14 protein-coding genes and 2 pseudogenes are annotated in these 15,711 nt (G+C 72.2%); 4 read left to right on the plus strand and 12 right to left on the minus strand.

Annotation, left to right across the window (positions count from 1 at the left end):
- Window positions 1–49: 49 nt before the first annotated feature.
- The 7 genes and pseudogenes from LRS74_RS11815 to LRS74_RS11845 all read right to left on the minus strand — a co-directional run bounded on the left by LRS74_RS11815 (window position 50) and on the right by LRS74_RS11845 (window position 7,581).
- Entirely contained in the window at window positions 50–937 is an 888-nt protein-coding gene (locus tag LRS74_RS11815) for a DUF5936 domain-containing protein (RefSeq protein WP_277740968.1), read from the minus strand.
- An 18-nt stretch (window positions 938–955) separates the two neighbouring features.
- A complete protein-coding gene (locus LRS74_RS11820) occupies window positions 956–1,894 on the minus strand; it encodes a type II secretion system F family protein (RefSeq protein WP_277740969.1) in 939 nt (312 codons plus the stop codon).
- A 334-nt stretch (window positions 1,895–2,228) separates the two neighbouring features.
- Window positions 2,229–3,560, minus strand: a pseudogene (locus tag LRS74_RS11825) (CpaF family protein); the annotation flags it as partial.
- Complete coding sequence (locus LRS74_RS11830) at window positions 3,557–4,204, minus strand: TadE/TadG family type IV pilus assembly protein (protein ID WP_347178124.1); 648 nt, start codon at window positions 4,202–4,204, stop codon at window positions 3,557–3,559. The pseudogene LRS74_RS11825 and the gene LRS74_RS11830, both read right to left, overlap by 4 nt.
- Window positions 4,201–5,925 (minus strand): TadE/TadG family type IV pilus assembly protein, encoded by a 1,725-nt coding sequence (locus LRS74_RS11835; protein WP_277740970.1) that lies wholly within the window; start codon window positions 5,923–5,925, stop codon window positions 4,201–4,203. Before LRS74_RS11835 ends, LRS74_RS11830 begins: the two co-directional genes overlap by 4 nt.
- Before the next feature lie 15 nt (window positions 5,926–5,940).
- Window positions 5,941–6,648: a Flp pilus assembly protein CpaB gene (gene cpaB, locus LRS74_RS11840; protein ID WP_277740971.1), complete on the minus strand. Its 708-nt coding sequence runs from the start codon at window positions 6,646–6,648 to the stop codon at window positions 5,941–5,943.
- A 30-nt stretch (window positions 6,649–6,678) separates the two neighbouring features.
- The gene (locus tag LRS74_RS11845) at window positions 6,679–7,581 is read right to left on the minus strand and encodes a hypothetical protein (protein ID WP_277740972.1); all 903 of its coding nucleotides are present in this window, start codon (window positions 7,579–7,581) and stop codon (window positions 6,679–6,681) included.
- 240 nt (window positions 7,582–7,821) lie between these two features.
- Between LRS74_RS11845 and LRS74_RS11850 the strand changes: the two genes are divergently transcribed.
- Complete coding sequence (locus tag LRS74_RS11850; RefSeq protein WP_277740973.1) at window positions 7,822–9,546, plus strand: glycoside hydrolase family 18 protein; 1,725 nt, start codon at window positions 7,822–7,824, stop codon at window positions 9,544–9,546.
- A 73-nt stretch (window positions 9,547–9,619) separates the two neighbouring features.
- Here LRS74_RS11850 and LRS74_RS11855 read toward each other — a convergent pair whose 3' ends face one another.
- Window positions 9,620–10,495, minus strand: a complete 876-nt coding sequence (locus LRS74_RS11855) for a serine protease (RefSeq protein WP_277740974.1) — start codon at window positions 10,493–10,495, stop codon at window positions 9,620–9,622.
- A gap of 197 nt (window positions 10,496–10,692) precedes the next feature.
- On the opposite strand from LRS74_RS11855, the gene LRS74_RS11860 reads away from it, so the two are divergent.
- Complete coding sequence (locus LRS74_RS11860) at window positions 10,693–12,039, plus strand: M14 family metallopeptidase (protein ID WP_277740975.1); 1,347 nt, start codon at window positions 10,693–10,695, stop codon at window positions 12,037–12,039.
- An 80-nt stretch (window positions 12,040–12,119) separates the two neighbouring features.
- Here LRS74_RS11860 and LRS74_RS11865 read toward each other — a convergent pair whose 3' ends face one another.
- The 4 genes and pseudogenes from LRS74_RS11865 to LRS74_RS11880 all read right to left on the minus strand — a co-directional run bounded on the left by LRS74_RS11865 (window position 12,120) and on the right by LRS74_RS11880 (window position 14,648).
- Window positions 12,120–12,335, minus strand: coding sequence for a DUF397 domain-containing protein (locus tag LRS74_RS11865; protein WP_277740976.1), 216 nt, complete (start codon window positions 12,333–12,335; stop codon window positions 12,120–12,122).
- A gap of 107 nt (window positions 12,336–12,442) precedes the next feature.
- Window positions 12,443–13,489 (minus strand): annotated as a pseudogene (locus LRS74_RS11870) (transcriptional regulator); the annotation flags it as partial.
- 116 nt (window positions 13,490–13,605) lie between these two features.
- A complete protein-coding gene (locus LRS74_RS11875) occupies window positions 13,606–13,821 on the minus strand; it encodes a DUF397 domain-containing protein (protein WP_277740977.1) in 216 nt (71 codons plus the stop codon).
- On the minus strand, window positions 13,821–14,648 hold the full coding sequence (locus LRS74_RS11880; RefSeq protein WP_277740978.1) for a helix-turn-helix transcriptional regulator: 828 nt from the start codon (window positions 14,646–14,648) through the stop codon (window positions 13,821–13,823). Before LRS74_RS11880 ends, LRS74_RS11875 begins: the two co-directional genes overlap by 1 nt.
- Window positions 14,649–14,966: 318 nt before the next feature.
- On the opposite strand from LRS74_RS11880, the gene LRS74_RS33615 reads away from it, so the two are divergent.
- Both LRS74_RS33615 and LRS74_RS11890 read left to right on the plus strand, forming a co-directional pair.
- Window positions 14,967–15,326, plus strand: a complete 360-nt coding sequence (locus LRS74_RS33615) for a hypothetical protein (RefSeq protein ID WP_347178125.1) — start codon at window positions 14,967–14,969, stop codon at window positions 15,324–15,326.
- Window positions 15,323–15,583 carry a hypothetical protein gene (locus tag LRS74_RS11890; protein WP_277740979.1) on the plus strand — a complete coding sequence of 87 codons (261 nt, stop codon included), beginning with the start codon at window positions 15,323–15,325 and terminating at the stop codon, window positions 15,581–15,583. The genes LRS74_RS33615 and LRS74_RS11890 overlap by 4 nt, the downstream gene beginning before the upstream one ends.
- The last annotated feature ends 128 nt before the right edge of the window (window positions 15,584–15,711 follow it).

Genomic DNA, 15,711 nt, shown 5'->3' on the forward strand with positions numbered 1-15,711 from the left:
TGCGACGGGGTGCATCATGGGGTGTTCCTCTCGCTGCGGTGTGCATGCGTCATTCCCCCGTGATGTCGCCGACGTTGGTGCCGGATCCGATGAAGAAGCCGGCGATCAGCAGGATCACCGTGCCCGGCACCATGAACGTGGTGATGATGACAGTGGCTTTGGGCACCGCGCGCGCGGCGCGGCGGCGGGCGTTCTGTGCGTCGGTGCGGCGCATGTCGTTGGCGATGGCGATCAGCGTGTCGACGATCGGCGCACCGAGGTCCTCGCCCTGCTGCAGCGCCGTCACAAACTGGGCCACCTGCTCGGAGTCGTTGCGTTTGCGTAGTTCCTCGAATGCCTGGCGACGACTGACGCCCATGTCCATCTGACGGAGGGTGATCCGCAGCTCGTCGGCCCACGGCCCCTCGTACCGCTCCGCCACCCGATCGAGTGCCTGGCGGAAGCTCAGGCCCGCGCTGACGACCACCGCCAGCACGTCGAGGAAGTCCGGCAGGGTTCGCTCGATCGCGTCCTTCCGCTCCCGCACCGCCGCCCAGATCCCCACCTCGATCCAGAACAGCCCGAAGGCGCACAGCAGCAGCGCCAGCAGGAGCTGTCCCTCGGCCAGCATCACCAGGGCGCCGCCGAAGCCGAGCGCCCCGTAGACCGCCCTCCGGGCCGCGTAGCGGTCCACCGTCAGGCCGCCGGGGTTGCCCGCCCGGTCGATGCGACGGCGGACCTTGGCGACCCGGCGCTCGCCCATCAGCCGCAGCACCAGCGGGGCGTAGCGCATGCCCAGCCGGTCCACCGCCGAGCCGACCGCCGTGGTCCGCGTGGAGCCGACCTCCAGCGCCACCGCCAGGTCGCTCGGCAGCTTGGCCTCGCCGCGGTAGAGCGCGATCCCGTACGCGACGCCCGCCACCGACAGGGCCATCGCCAGGGCCAGGATCAGTGCCATCGTCTTCGCGCTCCCCCGCTACACATCGATCTTCGACAGGCGGCGGATCAGGAAGAACCCCGTCCCGTACAGCCCGAAGGCGACGACCACGGCCGCCTGGCCCCAGAAGCTGTCGGTCATCCGCTCGATCGACCCGGCCGAGATCCTGTCCATCAGCAGCAGCGTGCCGACGCCCATCAGCGGCACCACATAGGCGGTGACGGTGACCTGGGAGAGCTGGGTGCGCACCTCCCGACGGGTCTCCTTGCGCTCCTCCAGGGTCTGGGTGAGGTTGCGCAGCGAGGTGACGACCGTGCCGCCCGCTCGGTGGGAGAGCACCAGGGTCGTGACCAGCACGACCAGCTCCCGGGAGGGCAGCCGGTCGGCCAGCTCGCCCAGCGCCTCGTCGACGGAGTGCCCGACGGCCAGCTTCGCGGCCACCTTGCCCAGTTCCTCCCCGGCCGGAGCGTCCATCTCGTCGGCCGCCATGCCCAGCGCCGTGCGCAGCGCCAGGCCCGCCTGTGTGGCGTTGGCCAGGATCCGCGCCAGCTCCGGCAGTTGGTTGATGAACCGTTCGATCCGCTTCTGTCGTTGCCAGGCGAGGAAGGCGAACGCCGACCACACGGCGACCAGTGCGGCGATCGGGCCGAAGAAGGCCGCGAGCGCGGTGGCCGCGATCAGCCACAGCCCGGCCGCCGCGCTCGCCGTGTAGACGACGAACTCGGCGGGGGTCGTGGTCAGGCCCGTCGCCGCCAGCCGCCGCTCCAGCCGCCGGCCGAGGGCGGTGGCGCGCAGCCTCCGGTCCAGCCGGGCGAAGCGGCGCGGGTGTCCGGCGCGGGGCGCCGGCCCCGCGTCCGAGAGCCGCTCGATCAGCGCCTGCCGCTGGGCCCGTCCGGAGGCGTAGGTCTGAACGCCCACCACGGCCAGCGCGCCGCTCAGCAGGGTGCCGCCCACCGTCAGCAGGGCCGGGTCAGCCACGGTGACCCCCCGGCCCGCCCGCTCCGCCGAAACCACCCTCCGCCTCGGCACCGCCGAAGGCGCCGGGAAGGCCGCCGTAGGGTCCGCCGCCGGGCTCCGCCCCGGTCCCGACCCCGTCGGGCTCCGCCCCGGTGCCGACCCCGTCGTATGCGCCGGACCCGCCCGTCTCGCCATAGGGCCCCGGCCCGCCATAGGACCCTGCCTCGCCGCAGGACCCCGTTCCGCCATAGGACCCCGTCCCGCCGTGGGACCCCGTCCCGCCATAGGGCCCCGTCCCGCCATAGGGCCCCGTCCCGCCGTTCCTGCCGGCCCCGTCGTACGGCCCGCGGCCCGGCGCGGCGCGGGTCGTCAGCTCCGCCGGGTAGGCGGCGACCCCGAAGGCCGGTGGCACCGGTTCGTTGGCCAGCCGCAGTCGGTCGGCGAGGCGCTCGGGCAGCGGGAAGTGGTCGAAGCGGCCGCGGATGGTGCGGTCGGCGCCCATCGGCTCGGGGTGGAAGCGGGCGACGGTGGTGATGCGGTACTCCTCGTGGCCGTGCGAGTCGAGCAGGGCGATCTCGCTCACCTTGCGGGTGCCGTCGGCGTGTCGGGCCAGCTGGACGACGCAGTCGACGGCGCTGTTGATCTGGTCGCGCAGCGCCTCGTACGGGATGGCGACGTCCGACATGGAGGCGAGCGTCTGCAGCCGCATCAGCGCGTCCTCGGCGCTGTTGGCGTGCACCGTCGCCAGCGAGCCGTCGTGGCCGGTGGACATGGCCTGGAGCATGTCGAGCGTCTCCCCGCCGCGCACCTCGCCGACGATGATCCGGTCGGGGCGCATGCGCAGCGAGTTGCGCACCAGGTCGCGGATGGTGATCCGGCCCTTGCCCTCGACGTTCGGGGGGCGGGACTCCAGCCGGATGACGTGCGGCTGTTGGAGCTGGAGCTCGGCGGCGTCCTCGACGGTGATGATCCGCTCGCCCTCGGGGATCAACCCGGAGAGCGCGTTGAGGAGGGTCGTCTTCCCCGCTCCCGTGGGGCCGGAGACGACGATGTTGAAACGGGCCCGCACCAGCGCCGCCAGCAGCAACAGCATCTGCTCGTCCAGGGTGCCCATGCCGATCAGTTCGCGCAGGGTGTAGACGCGGGGGAAACGCCGGATGGTGAGGGTGGCGCCGGTCAGGGAAAGCGGCGGCAGGATGACGTTGACCCGTTCGCCGGACGGCAGTCGGGCGTCCACCATCGGGTTGGACTCGTCGACGCGCCGGTTGACGGTGGAGACGATCCGCTCGATGGTCTGCATCAGCTGCTCGGGGGAGGCGAAGCGGACCGGGACCCGCTCCATGCGGCCCGCCCGCTCCACGAAGATCTGATCCGGGCCGTTGACCATGATCTCGGTGATGGAGGCGTCCTCCAGCAGCGGCTCCAGCACACCGAGGCCCAGCGCCTCGTCCACCACCCGGCGGATCAGCTGGGCGCGTTCGGCGGTGGACAGCACCGGGCCCTCGCGACTGATGATGTGCCCCAGCACCCGTTCCAGCCGGGACCGCCGGTCGGCGGCGGCCAGCGAGGACATCTCCGCGAGGTCGATCTCCTCCAGCAGCTTGGTGCGGTAGACAGCGACCAGCCGGCCGTCCTGGCGCCCTTCGGCCGGGCCCTCGGGGGCCGCGATCCGCGACCGCAGGCTCATGCGTCCCCTCCTCCGTCCGGCAGTCCACCGTCCGCCGGTCCGCCGGCCGTCGACCCCCCGCCCGTCGACCCCCCGCCCGTCAATCCACCGTCAGTCGATCCGCCGCCCGCCGGTCCACCGCCCGCCAGTGCGTCGTCCGCCGGGCAGGGCATGGTGGCCTCCCGTCGTGCCTCGTCGAGCCCGATGCCGGGCAGCAGCCGTGGGATCCGGACCGTGACGGTGGCGTGCGCCTCCGCGCTCCCGTCGCAGGAGCTCCAGTCGACGCTGGTGTCGTCGGCCAGCCAGCCGCTGACCGCCGCCCGGCCCGCCGCGCCCGGACTGCTCACCGGGTCGTCCAGGGAGGCGGTGCGGGCGGCCGCCCGGGCCGCCGTGCCCGCCTGCTGCGCGGCGTAGGCGGCCAGGCCCAGCTGCACCCCGGCGAGCGCGATCACCAACAGCAGCGGCAGGAAGCCGATCAGCTCGATGGAGGCCATGCCCCGGTCCCGCGCGCCCCGGTCCCCCGCGCCCTGGTCCCGCGCGCCCCGGTCCCACCGCCGCGCGGAGGCCGCCGCGCGGGGACCGCCCGCGCCCCGCCGCGCGCCCGGCCGCCGGCTGCGGGCCTCCCCCCGGTCCACCGCCCGCCAGGGCCGTCGTCGCGCCGTCATCGCCCGGCCTCCTCGACCGCGCCGGCGGAGCCCGTGACATGCCAGGGGAAGTCGACGGCGCCGGGGAAGAGGAAGGGGACCTTCAGGTCGACGGTGACCTTTCGGACGTCGCCGTCCGCGGCGCCGCAGGAGACGTCCGCGGTCCAGGCGTCGGGGAGGTCCTCGGTGGCGGCGGCCGCGCAGTCCTCGCCCACCGCGGCGGCGCGGGCGCCCGCGTCGGCGGCGTTGCCGGCCAGGGAGTAGGTGTAGCCGACCAGGACGCACTGCCAGATGGCGATGAGCACGACGAGGATCACGGGCAGCACGCCGACGAACTCGACGGTGACCTGTCCGCGGTCGCCGCCCCGACGGCGACCGAAGCGGCCGTTGCTGGGCACCTGGGTGAGGGCCTCGGGACCGGTGCCGGCGCGCGGGTCAGGGGGCGGTGCACCGCCCGCTCCGGGGCCCGCGCCCAGGGCGCGGCGCCGGCGCAGCCCGGGAAGGGAGCGGTCGGCGGCGCCGGCGTGGCCGCCGCGGTGGCCACGTCCGCCGCCGGTGGCCGCGGCCGGGTCGACCAGGCCCAGCTCCCCGGCCAGCCCCCACAGCGCCTGTCGCACCGCGGACTTGGGGTCGAGGTCGTGCATCCGGCCGGAGTCGACGGCCGGTTGCAGCTCCTTGTAGCCGGCGGGGACGCAGGTCCGGGCGCACCGGGTGCCGGTGGCCCGCTCCACCAGGGCGGGTTGGATCTCGGCGCCGCGGGTGTGCCGGTTGACCAGGGTGAGGGTCTCCTCCGCCTTGCGGATCTGGAGCCGGTCCCAGAGCCGGACCATCCGCTTGGTGGCGCGCACCGCGACCACGTCCGGGGTGGTGACCAGCAGCGCGGTGTCCGCGATCTCGATGGTGGCGGCGCCGGCCGTGGTGATCTGCGTGCCGCAGTCCACGACGACGATCTCGAAGCGGGCGCGCAGCGCCCCGATGATCTGTCGGGCCGCGGTCTCGCCGACCTCCTCGCCGCGCTCGCCCTCCCCGGGCGCCAGCAGCAGCCCGAGCCCGGTCTGGTGGGTGAAGACCGCTTCTTGGAGCACGCGCGGGGTGATGTCCGCGATCTGCGCCAGGTCGGCGATGGAGCGGCGGAACTGCACGTCGAGGTAGGAGGCGATGTCCCCGGACTGGAGGTCCATGTCGACCAGCGCCACGCTGCGCCCGGCGGACTGGGCGGCCAGCGCCAGTTGGACGGCGGTGACGGTGGTGCCGACGCCGCCCTTGGCGCCGACGACGGCGACCAGCCGCCCGCCCGGTCGGGCCACGGCCAGCGGGTCGCCGCCGCCTCCCAGATGGCGGCGGACGCCCTGGGCCCACTGGGCGGCGGCGTGCACGCGCGCGGCCAGCTCGTCGTAGGTCAGGGGCAGCGCGGCCAGCCCGCGGGCGCCGGAGTCCATGGCGGCGGAGTAGAGCGCGGGGCCGGCGTCCGCGGTCATCAGCACCACGCCCACGGCCGGGAAGCGCAGCGCGACCTCGCGGATCAGCTCCAGCGCCGGCACCGGTCCGATCCGCTCGTGCACCAGGACGACCTGCGGCAGCTCCTCCACCGAAGCGGCGGCCAGCGTGGCGAGCGCGTCCAGCAGCCGGGTCGAGTCGGCGACCGGAGCCAGCGGCTCGACGTCGGGGAGCTGGCCGAGCAGTCCACCGACCGCGCGGGCGGCGTCCGGGTCGCCGACAGCCGGAAGGATTGTGATGGTCACCGTGGCCGCCTCCTGCTACTTGTCGGCGTCGAGGGTGTACGTGCGGTCGGCGGGGTCGACGGGGTCGGGGGCGCCGCCGGGGGCGATGAGCGCCAGCCGGACATGGGAGGCGAAGGACTCGGCGTAGGCGACCCGCTGGGCGTCCCGGGTGTCCAGGGCGAAGGTGATGGGCACCGCCTTGTCCAGCCGTCGGCGTTCGTCGCGGTCCGGCTCCAGGGCGGTGAGCTCGCCGACGTCGATGACCCGGGCGGCCGAGACGATGAGTTTGGAGACCGGCTTGTCGTCCTGCTTCCGGCCCTCGAAGGTGGCGTAGATGTTGACCTCGTCCCCCGGCCTGATCTTGCCCGCGACGCCGGTCGCCGCGTCGATCATGATGGCGATCTCCTGCTGGCCCGCTCGGAGCGCGGGGCGATCCACGATCATGTCGGCCTGGAGCAGCGAGCCCTTGCGCAGCGGGGTGACGGCGATCTTCCCGCGGAGCTCGGCGAGGTCGGTGACGGCGGTGTCCGGCAGCCATCGCTCGGGCATGGAGACCTCCTCGAACTCGCCCGCGTCCAGCGTCTCGTAGGCGGGGATGTCCGTCTTGAGCTTGTACGCGGTGGTCTCGGGGCCGACCTTCGACTCCACGTCGTCGATCACGGACAGCACTCCGGCGAACGCGCCGACGGCGCACAGGACCGACAGGAGCAGCAGGATCACTCCGCGGCGCTGGCGAGCATTCATGGACGGGCAACCTCGTTCGGGAACGGGACGTCAGTGGCTGGTCAGGGCGGGTCGGGCGGCCGGGGCGAGGGCGGGCGCCGCCTCGGAGCGTGGCACCGGGCAGGAGCAGAACGCGCAGCGGTCCCCGATGAGTTCGAGGCCGCACCAGTGGCACTCCTCCCGCCGTACGGAGGCCACCAGCTGGTAGAGGACGGACAGGTCGGGAATGGCGGCGGCGAACTCGGTCAGCCGGCCGGTGCCCCACCAGCGGGGCGACTCGCCGGGCAGCTCCACCTCCTGGACACCGGTGACCCGCCAGCCGGAGGCCAGCGTGCCGGTGATCCAGTCGGCGCCGTGGCCGCCGTGCTGGCCGCGGGCGAGCGTCAGCTGGGTGGCGTAGCCGGGGGCGGGCGGCTCGTCGGCCCCGCCGCCCACCGTGACCAGCCGCGGGGTGGGGTGGGCGATCACCCCGAACCGGCTGCCGGGCACCCAGGACCTGACGTGTGAGCCCAGCCCGACGGGCACCCGGTCGAGACGGGCGACCGAGCCGAGCTGGGCGCCCGCGTGGATGTAGTGCGCCAACAGCCGGGCCGCGCAGCCCAGTACGCCGGGGCTGAAGTCGGCGACGGAGAGCTGGCGCAGTTGACGGGCGAGCACGCCGACGGCGAGCGGCGGCAGGTCCAGGGCTAGCAGCGCGATGCGGTCGCTCTCCAGCAGGGAGCGCACGGTGTGCAGCCGCCGCACCAGGGGCGCGGGGGACGCGGCGGGGTAGAGCACCACCAGATAGCCCTGCTGGTCGAGGAGGGCGGCGGTCTCGGCGAGCGCGGTCTCCAGGGACTGGGCGTCGGGGTGCGGCAGGACGACGCCGGACGGCGTCTGACCGTCGGGCAGCGCGTGACCGAAGGTCGGTGGCAGCACCAACTCCCGGCTGGTGACGGCAATCGCGGTGGGCACGTCGGCTACCCCGTTCACTTCGGGCGCCGGGGCGAGCGGCGGCCGCAGGTCGATACTGCCCTGTGCTGGTGCAGCAGCACTTTATCCACGAATGCGGCGGGAGAGAACAGGCCAACGGTCTCGTCCACAAGCCTTGACAACCCGATTGGTCTGGACCAACTTTATCGGCCAAACGGTGGCCACCGTAAGCGAGTTCCTCTCCCTCACCCCCTGCATCACCACTCCCCCACGGAGGCAGTCATGGACCGTGCGCCACGCGCCGGACTCCCCGCAGCCGCCACCGCCCGCCGACGACTGACCCGGGCCCTGGCGGCCGGGGCCGCCGGCACCCTGGCGGCCACGGGCCTCGTCGCGCTCGGCGGGCCGGCCCGCGCCGCGGCCGACCCCAACCTCGCCCGGAACCCGGGCTTCGAGAACGGCCTGAGCGCCTGGACCTGTTCGGGCGACAGCGGCACCACGGTCGGCAGCCCGACGCACGGCGGGTCGGCCGCGCTGAAGGCGACTCCGGCCGGCACCGACAACGCCCGGTGCTCCCAGACGGTGAGCGTCAAGCCCGGCTCCTCGTACACCCTCAGCGCCTGGGTCCAGGGCTCCTACGTCTATCTGGGCGCCGGCGGCACCGGGACCACCGACGTGTCGACCTGGACCGCCTCCGCGCCCGGCTGGCAGCAGCTGTCCACGTCCTTCACCACCGGCCCGAACACCACCTCGGTGACCATCTACACCCACGGCTGGTACGGGCAACCGGCGTACCACGCCGACGACATCAGCCTGAGCGGGCCCGGCGGGAGCGACCCCGGCGAGCCGATACCCGGCGCGCCCACCGGTCTGGCGGTGGGCACCGCCACCGCCACCTCGGTCGACCTGTCCTGGAACCCGGTCGGCGGGGCCACCGGCTACCACGTCTACCGCGACGGGACGAAGGTGCAGGCGGTCAGCGGCACCTCGGCGACGGTGACCGGACTGACCCCCAGGACCTCGTACCGGTTCGAGGTGACCGCGACCAACGCCGCCGGCGAGTCGTCGAAGTCCGCCCCGGTCACGGCGACGACCACGGAGGGCAGCGGCGGCGGGCCGACCGTGCCCCGGCACGCGGTGACCGGCTACTGGCAGAACTTCGACAACGGCGCCGCCGTGCAGAAGCTCGCCGACGTGCAGCCGAACTACGACATCATCGCGGTGGCCTTCGCCGACGCCACGAGCCGGCCCGGGGCGGTCACCTTCAACCTCGACTCGGCGGGGCTCGGCGGCTACACGGTCGCCCAGTTCAAGGCCGACATCAAGGCCAAGCAGGCCGCGGGCAAGTCCGTGATCATCTCGGTCGGCGGCGAGCGCGGCACGGTCGGCGTCAACGACGCCGCCTCCGCCGCCAACTTCGCCGACAGCGTCCACGCGCTGATGCGGGAGTACGGTTTCGACGGGGTCGACATCGACCTGGAGAACGGACTCAACGCCACCTACATGACCCAGGCGCTGCGTTCGCTGTCGCAGAAGGCCGGGCCGAAGCTGGTCATCACCATGGCCCCGCAGACCATCGACATGCAGTCGACGTCCAACGCGTACTTCCGGACGGCGCTCAACATCAAGGACATCCTGACCGTCGTCAACATGCAGTACTACAACAGCGGTTCCATGCTGGGCTGCGACGGCAAGGTCTACTCCCAGGGCACCGTGGACTTCCTCACCGCCCTGGCCTGCATCCAGCTCGAAGGGGGCCTCGACCCGTCCCAGGTCGGGCTCGGCACCCCCGCCTCCACCCGCGCGGCCGGCGGCGGCCACGTCGCCCCGTCGGTGGTGAACAACGCGCTGGACTGCCTCACCCGGGGCACCGGCTGCGGCTCCTTCAAGCCCGCGAAGACCCATCCGGGGCTGCGCGGCGCCATGACCTGGTCCACCAACTGGGACGCGACCGCCGGCAACACCTGGTCGGGCGCGGTCGGCCCGCACGTCCACAGCCTGCCGTAGCGGAGGGTCCGCCCCGACGCGCCACGGTGCCCGCCCCCCCCCCGAGGGGCGGGCACCTTCGTCTCGCGACGGGTCAGGGCCGGGGCAGCACGCAGCCCGGCCGGGTGAGGTCGATCTTGTTCCCGGTGCCGACGCAGGCGGCGATGAGATAGGTCTGCTGGGCGTAGTTGATGCCCTGGTGCACCGTGACGTTGCCGCTCTCGTCGACCTCGCACGGGTTGTTGACCGTGCACCGCTCGCCGTCCTCGTTGCCCGTGTTGTTCACGGCGACGACCTTGCCGGTGGCGGCGTCGACGACGGGCGAGCCGGAGGTGCCGCCGATGGTGTTGCAGGAGGGGGTGTAGCGGACCGAGTCCTTCCAGGTCCACGAGCCCTCACGCATCCGGTACACGAAGCCGTCGATGTCGCAGGTGTAGATCCGCTTCCAGTATCCCGACACCACCTTGATGGCGGTGCCCGGCACCGGGTGGTCGGCGGAGAGGCTCAGCGCGTCGATCTTGTAGCGCTGCTTGATCTGCGCGTAGGTGGAGCTCAGCTGGTACAGCGATATGTCGGTGTCGGTCATGGTGGCGTACGCGACCTTGGTGGCGCGCAGCGTTCCGACGCCGCTTCCGGAGGAGTTGAGCAGGGTGAAGGACCGACTGGAGGCCCGGTCGACGATGACCTGGCCCGCGGCGGGCATCCCGCCCTCCAGGCAGTGACCGTTGGACAGGACGAGGGCCGGGTCGGTGTCGACGGAGTTCGGCAGCCGCACCACCGAACCGGAACAGTTGCTCAGCGCCACCGTGCCGGCGAAGTCGACGGCCTTGCCCTTGGCCTCCGCGAGCGGGGCGGCCGGGGCCCGGTCGGGGGCGGGGCTCGGGGCGACGGCCTGGGCGGTGCCCGCGCCGACGAGTGAGGCGCCGGCGAGGAGCAGCGTCGCGAGCGCACCGACGAGAGGTCTCTGCATGGGGGGTTCCTCTCCACACCGAAGTGGTTTCGGTTTTGACATGCGCATTGTTGGTCTCGGCGGGCCGTGAGGCAATCCAACGCACGGAAGGCGGACGGAAGTTGGCGGATTCCGAGCACCCCGCCACTCTTGACCCTGTCATGCCCATGGCCGAACACTGAGCGCAGTCGCACCTTTCACCCCCCTCAGGAGACCTCATGCGACTTCGCATACGCGCAAGGGCCGGCAGACGCGCCACCGCGCTGGCGGCCGTGCTCGCTCTCGCGCTCGGCGCGCCGCTCGTCGCCCAGGCCGACGACTCCGACCCTGCGCCGGCGTCCCCCACGACCCGGGCCGAGGAGACGCAGCGGCAGTACGAGGTGGCGGGCCGGACCACCGCCGCCCAGCGCACCGCCATCGCCTCCACCGGCGCCTCCATCGACGAGGTGGACGCCCGCTCCCTGGTGATCACCGCCGACGCCGCCCAGGCCAGGGCGTTACGGGCGCTCGGCCACCGGTTGACCGCGCTGCCCGGGCCCCCGGCCCGTACCGGCGGCAAGGCCGTACGCCCCTTCGACTTCCCGCCCGCGGACTCGAAGTACCACACCTACGCGGAGATGACCGCCGAGATCGACGCCGCGGTCGCGAAGTACCCGAACATCCTGAGCAAGCGCGTGATCGGCAAGTCGTACCAGGGCCGCGACCTCGTCGCCCTCAAGATCAGCGACAACGTGGGCACCGACGAGGCCGAGCCCGAGGTGCTGTTCACCCACCACCAGCACGCCCGTGAGCACCTCACGGTGGAGATGGCGCTGTACCTGCTCCGCGAGTTCACCCAGGGCTACGGGAAGGACTCCCGGATCACCGGCGCCGTCAACGGCCGCGAGATCTGGATCGTGCCGGACCTCAACCCGGACGGCGGCGAGTACGACATCGCCACCGGCTCCTACCGCAGCTGGCGCAAGAACCGGCAGCCCAACTCCGGCTCCTCCTCGGTCGGCACCGACATGAACCGCAACTGGAACTTCAAGTGGGGCTGCTGCGGCGGCTCCTCCGGCTCCACCGGCTCCGAGACCTACCGCGGCACCGCCGCCGAGTCCGCCCCCGAGGTGAAGGTCGTCGCCGACTTCGTGCGCACCCGGGTCGTCGGCGGGAAGCAGCAGATCAAGGCGGCGATCGACTTCCACACCTACAGCGAGCTGGTGCTCTGGCCGTTCGGCTACACGTACAACGACACCGCCCCGGGCCTGACCCAGGACGACCACGACGCCTTCGCCACCGTCGGCCGCAAGATGGCCGCCAGCAACGGCTACACCCCCGAGCAGTCCAGCGACCTCTACATCACCGACGGCACGATCGACGACTGGCTGTGGGGCAACCAGAAGATCTTCGGCTACACCTTCGAGATGTACCCGCGCGGCGGGGGCGGCGGCTTCTACCCGCCCGACGAGGTGATCGAGCGGGAGACCGCCCGGAACCGCGACGCGGTGCTCCAACTGCTGGAGAACGCGGACTGCATGTACCGGTCCATCGGCAAGGAGCAGCAGTACTGCGCGGGTCGTTAGGCCGCGCGTGCGCCGAACTGAATGCGTGAGGGCGGCCCCCGACGCGGGGGCCGCCCTCCCCTTGGCGGGTGCCGGGTGGGTCAGCGAGCCAGCGTCTCGCCGCGCCCGACGGCCCCGACGAAGGACGCCCAGGCGGGCGCCTCGAAGACGAGAACCGGCCCCTTGGGGTGCTTGCTGTCGCGGACGGGGACGACGCCGGGGATGCCGTCGGCCACCTCGACGCACTCGTCCCCCGTGTTGTCGCTGTAACTGGACTTGCGCCAAGCCGATTCGGATATGCGGGTTGGACTGGTCATCAGTACGCGTCCTTCGAGATGGAGTCGATCAGGGAGGCCGTCTCGTGCGGCGGCAGTGCCGATGCCTGGAGAAGATCGAGGCGTCGTTCGTCCTCCGGTTCCGCGCGTCAAGCGGCGGTCAGCTGCCGTACGCGTTCGCTGAAGTCCGCCACCAGGCGGTGCTTGCCGAACGGCTTCATCCGCCGCTGGAGGTCGTGCACCGCCTCCACCGTTCGCGAGGACTTGACCTGCCGGGACAGGGACAGCGTCCTGACGCCTGCCGCGTGCGCGGCCTCCAGGTCGTTCCTCTGGAGGTGCGACACGGCGAGTGCCGCCTGTGACATGGCGCCGCGCCGGGCGCGCTTCTGCTTCCGGGCGTGGTCGATGGACCTCCGGGCGTGCTCCTCGGATGCATCGGCCTGTCCGAGATCGCCGAAGGTGTTCGCATGCTCGCCGTGCAGGTAGGCCGGGTCGATGAAGGCCGCCCAGTCCTGCTCTTCGTCGAGGCGGACGCTCTCGTACACCGTTTCCGACCTGATCACGGCGGAAGCGGCGGCGCGCCTGTCCCCGAGCCTGGCCCAGGCACGCGCTTCCAGAGCCCACAGATCGGCCAGACACGCGGGAGACGCGGACTTCGCAAGCCCTGCCCGACCTGCCTGAGCCAGTCTGCGCCCTTCCTGAGGCTGCCCGAGCAACGTCGCCTGATCCGCCATTCCTGCAAGGATGTGAGCGCCCAGCGATGGGTTGTGCGACTCCTCGGCGAGTCTCAGCGACTGGATCAGGTACCGCTGCGCGGTTCCGTGTTCGCCGTTGTCGTAGGCCATCCACCCCAGCAGGTAGGTCTGTTCCGCTGCGGCTTCGCACAGGGCGCGCCGGATCTGTTCGGTGTGGGTGCGGCGCAGCAAGGGGAACACGTGGGCGTTCAGGTAGGCCGCCAGGGCCAGCCGACCCGACCCCCCGCCCTGGAAGATGTCCATCCGCTGGAAGACGCCGAACATGTTCCGTACGGCGCTCACATCTTCGAGCCGAACCCTGGCGCCGGGCACGGGCTGTTGATCGAGGGTGCTCAGCAGCCAGTCACGTGACGGCCCGATGCCCGCGACGGCGGCGAACGGCGCTACGGCAAGGAACGTGCGGCGATCCACGTCCGCCCTCCCCAGGTCGGCTACGGCTTCACGGTAGCCGTGCAGGAGGGGCTGTGCACAAGCCCCCGACCGGCCGTCCGCCGTGCGGCAGAGGCGGGCGGCCTCCGGCGCGGGGGCCGCCCTCCCCTTGGTGGCTGCCGGGTGGGTCAGCGGGCCAGCGTCTCGCCGCGCCCGACCGCCCCGACGAAGGACGCCCAGGCGGGCGCCTCGAAGACGAGAACCGGCCCCTTGGGGTGCTTGCTGTCGCGGACGGGGACGACGCCGGGGATGCCGTCAGCTACCTCTACGCATTCGCCTCCGTTGCCGTAGCTGTAGCTGGACTTGCGCCAGGCGGATTCAGGTATGCGGGTTGGGCTGGTCATCAGTACGTTTCCTTCAAGATGGAGTCGATCAAGGAGGCCGTTTCTTGCGGCGGCAGTGCCGATGCCTGGAGAAGATCGTAGGCGCGGTTCGCCTCGGTGACGTCTTCCCTTTCGACGAGCAGGTAGCCCTTCGGGACGGCATCCACGTGCACGACGTCGGCGCCCTCATCGAACGACAGGACTGTGAACGGGCCGCACCAGCAGGAGTAGGCACTCTTCGCTTCCGGCACGATCTGGACCATGTGAGGCGGGGTTTCCGCCAGGTCGCGAAGCCGTTTGAGCTGCTCTCGCATGATGCGGGCATCGCCGATCGTTCGCTTGAGGATCACCTCATCAAGGATGATCCAGAGCGCTGGCGGGACCTCGCGGGCGAGGATGCGCTGCCGCTCCATGCGCGCTGTCACAAGGTCCTCGACGTTGCTCGCGCGGGCTGCACTGAAGATGGCTCGGGCGTAGTCCTCCGTCTGCGCGATCCCGGGGACAAGTTGGCAGTGGAACATGCGGATGGCCGACGCATTGCCCTCCAGCTCGACGTACTTGCGGAACCACGGCGGGTACGCGTAGCGCAGCACGAGAGGTGCCAGCCTGGCGAACCGGCCGCCCGAGTGCGGGAACAACCGATCACAGGCTTCGGCGAAGTCCAGCGTGGGCACGCGCTGGCCCGCTTCGATCTTCGCGACGAGCGAGTACCCGCAGTGCGCTTCCTTGCCCAGCTCCTGCCGGGACAAGCCGTTCCGCTCGCGCTCCAGGCGTACCTCGGCACCGAAGTGCGCCAGTGGTGAGGAAGTCGGGTCACTCGGGTTTACGTAGTCACTCTCGACGCTCAACAGAACTCCCCTTGCGCTTTGGACGGTTGAGCCAGTCCAGCTTCTCCCTCTAGCGAGCGTACGCGCAGCGCGCAACGCTTGCACTACACACAGTCACATCCGCCTCAATGGGGCGCCGGGACGCAGAAGACCCCGGCGACCGTGCAGCCGGTCCCGGGGCGTGGCCATCAACTTCAAGGGAGTTGACGACGTGAGAGACCATATCCGAACGATCCTCGAACCGCTGCTGGGCTTGCTTCTGCCCTCGTCCGGCCGGCACCGCGCCAGCGGACCCCGGCATGCCATGCCGCGCCGTATGCGGGTAGCGGCGGTGGTCCGGTGAGCGAGCAGCGACAGGACAGGGACCAGGAGCAGGACCACCCCAGCCTCGCCGATCTCGGTCGGCGCGGGGACGATCTGGCCGAGCGGATCCGCCGCCACCTGGGGCCCCAGAGCGGCGCGCGGCGCGTCACGTATCGGTTTCGGGAGCACACCATCGGCCTGGACCGCCGGCCGGAGGCCGAACCGCACTCGTTCACCATGCAGTGCGCGGACTGCGGGGACCACAGCGCGCCGCACGACAGTGGTGAGGGCGGCACGGAATGGGCCGTGGCGCACCTGAAGGCCCACCCCGGACACCTCGCCTATCGGGAGATCATCACGCGTCCATACCGGTTCGAGCCGGGGGTGTGGCGGTGAGCCTGCCGTCGTCGCGCTGGCGCATCGGGCCCGCGCCCGAACGACGTCCGAGCCGCACCGAAGAGGGCGACGTCACGATGTCGTTCCCGATCAGCCACGCGGGGAAGCCCGTCGCCGTGGCGCCGCTGACGCTCACGGCCGCCGAGGCGGAGCAGCTCCACGCGGCGCTGTGCCACGCCCTGGCCGGGCACCCGCCGCCCGACGACGCACCCGCCTGCCGCCAGCCGTACGGGCGGACCGTCGTCCGCTGGCCGTAGCGGCTACCGGCCGCCCGTCTCGCCGCGTGGCGAAGGCGGGCGGCCCCGCACCGGGCCGCTCGGTGTCGCCCGGGGGCCGCCGGAACCGCGCTCCCGCGCGGGCGGGACCGCCGTTGACCTGGCACTTG

This window comes from Streptomyces sp. LX-29, assembly GCF_029541745.1.
Lineage (GTDB): Bacteria > Actinomycetota > Actinomycetes > Streptomycetales > Streptomycetaceae > Streptomyces.